General features: G+C 58.1%; 3 protein-coding genes. All 3 read left to right on the top strand.

The genetic code is table 11. The features are described 5' to 3' along the window. The coding region (locus ABLN94_RS24510; protein ID WP_352997321.1) for a hypothetical protein at positions 1–459 on the top strand (459 nt) is incomplete at its 5' end. Positions 460–462: 3 nt separating this feature from the next. Next, positions 463–1,488, top strand: a complete 1,026-nt coding sequence (locus ABLN94_RS24505; protein ID WP_352997320.1) for a D-cysteine desulfhydrase family protein — start codon at positions 463–465, stop codon at positions 1,486–1,488. Positions 1,489–1,554: 66 nt separating this feature from the next. After that, the coding region (locus ABLN94_RS24500; RefSeq protein WP_352997319.1) for a TAXI family TRAP transporter solute-binding subunit at positions 1,555–2,411 on the top strand (857 nt) is incomplete at its 3' end.

The following is a 2,411-nucleotide window of genomic DNA, read 5'->3' as shown; positions in this document are numbered from 1 at the left end:
TATCTGTCGGAACGCATGGTGTTGCTCCTGACGGGCGTTCTTTTACTTGTCGGAGTTGCCACTTCGTTGTTGCCGCAGGAAAACAGGGTTGGCCCACGGGGATTTCAAGCAATATCGGGCCTGTCTGGCCTTGCCACGGTATGGGCAGCGACCCCCGGCCCTTTGATGATTCTGGGTTTTCTGGCCTCGGGTCGAACACCGCACGATGCGCGCCGGCTGGTACAGCCCGTTGCGCTGATCGCATATGGTGCAGCCTTTGCGTTGCACTGCCTGTCGGACTGGTCGGCCTTTGCCAACGCTCCGTGGCTTTGGCCGTTTGTCGGGGCCACCATTGCGGGCAGTCTGCTGGGCCGCGTGATTGGCCCGCTGCTGCCACAGCAGGCCATTACCCACGCCATTCGGTTGACCTCAGTTCTCGCCTGCGCGGTGCTGTTCCGCCGCGCCTATCTGGTTGGATGACAAATGACGACTGAACAGATGAATATCGACCGGAAACTGTCCGAGTTCCCGCGCGCCCGTCTGATGACCGAAGTTACTCAGGTTGAAAGGCTGGATCGCCTTTCTGACCGCCTGGGTATTGACCTGTGGCTTAAGCGGGACGACCTGACCGGGCTAAGCTTTGGCGGCAATAAGACACGTCAATTGGAGTTCTATTTCGGTGAAGCGGTGCAACAGCGGGCCGACACTGTTCTGATAACCGGCGCAGTACAGTCGAACTTTGTGCGCACAGCGGCCGCTGCTGCAGCCCGTCTGGGGATGAAATCCGTTCTGCAGCTGGAAGAGCGGGTGCCGGGGATGGGAGAGCAATATTACCGCTCGGGGAACGTCCTGCTGGCCAAGGTTTTAGGCGCCGAACACATGCACTTTCCGGTCGGCGAAGATGAAGTCGGCGCGGACAATGCCCTGCATGAAAGGGCGGCTCAGCTAATTGCCAACGGTCACCGGCCCTATGTCATCCACCTTGGTATCGACCACCCGCCCTTGGGGGCATTGGGTTATGTGCAGGGTGGTGCGGAACTGGGCGCGCAAATAAGCGATTTTGATGCCGCAGTCGTGCCTTCGGGCAGCGGCTCGACCCACGGCGGGTTTCTGACGGGGCTACGGCTGTCCGGTGTGCATGCTCCCGTCTACGGCATCTGTGTGCGTCGTGATCAGGATCAGCAATACGCGCGCATGGAAAAAGTCCTCGGCAGATTGGCGGCCTTGATGGATTTCGACCCGGCGATCGTCATGAACGGCATCAACGTCTGGGATGGCGTGCTTGCGCCCGGATATGGGCAAGTCGGGCAGGGAACCCGTGATGCCCTGACCCTCATGGCGCGTACCGAAGGTATTTTTTTGGATCCGGTCTACTCGGCAAAGACATTTTCCGGGCTTTTAGGGCTGCTGGACGAGGGTGTGATCAGCAAGGGCCAAAAGGTCGTCATGCTGCATACCGGAGGGCTTCCGGCACTGTTTGGATATCAGGAAGTGATTGAATCGATTTGAAGGTGCGCGGTGCTCTGACACCGCATTTATCAACCAACGAAATAAAAAAGAGAAAGGGAGTAAACGATGAGAAAGAACCTGATCCTGGCTTCAGCTATGGCACTGGCCCTCGGGGGTGTGGCGGCGCAGGCCGAAGAGTTCGTTACGATCGGCACAGGCGGAGTAACGGGCGTGTATTACCCGACAGGTGGGTCGATCTGTCGCCTGATGAACAAGAACCGCAAGGAAACCGGCGTACGCTGCACGGTCGAATCCACCGGGGGTTCTGTCTACAACATCAACACTATCCGCGAAGGTGAATTGGAATTTGGCGTTGCCCAGTCCGACTGGCAATTTCACGCGCTCAATGGCACGTCAAAATTCGAAGAAGCCGGACCTTTCGAAGACCTGCGTGCCGTGTTTTCCGTTCACGCGGAACCGTTCAACGTGATGGTGCGCGCAGACTCGGGGATCGAGCATTTTGACGATCTGGCGGGCAAGCGGGTCAACATCGGCAATCCCGGCTCTGGCCAGCGTGGCACCATGGAAGTGCTTATGGACGCCAAAGGCTGGACCAAAGACACGTTCGCCCTTGCCGCCGAGTTGAAGTCGGCAGAGCAATCCAGTGCTTTATGCGACAACCAGATTGACGCGTTCATTATCACGGCTGGTCATCCTTCGGGCAACCTGACCGAGGCTGCTACCACGTGCGACGCCAAGCTCGTGCCTGTGACCGGTGAGGCAGTATCAGGTTTGATCGACAACAACGCCTATTACCGCTCGGCCACAATACCCGGCGGCATGTATCGCGGCACCGATAACAACGTCGAGACCTTTGGGGTCGGTGCAACACTTGTGACATCGGCCAACGTATCTGATGCGGCGGTCTATGCTTTGGTGTCGTCCATCTTCGAGAATTTCGACGATTTTCGCACGTTCCACCC

Origin of the sequence: Ruegeria sp. SCP11 (assembly GCF_040329455.1) — a bacterium.
Taxonomy (GTDB): Bacteria; Pseudomonadota; Alphaproteobacteria; order Rhodobacterales; family Rhodobacteraceae; genus Ruegeria; species Ruegeria atlantica_E.
The sequence above is the reverse complement of the archived record's forward strand: the minus strand, read 5'-3'. Positions and strand labels throughout refer to the sequence as shown.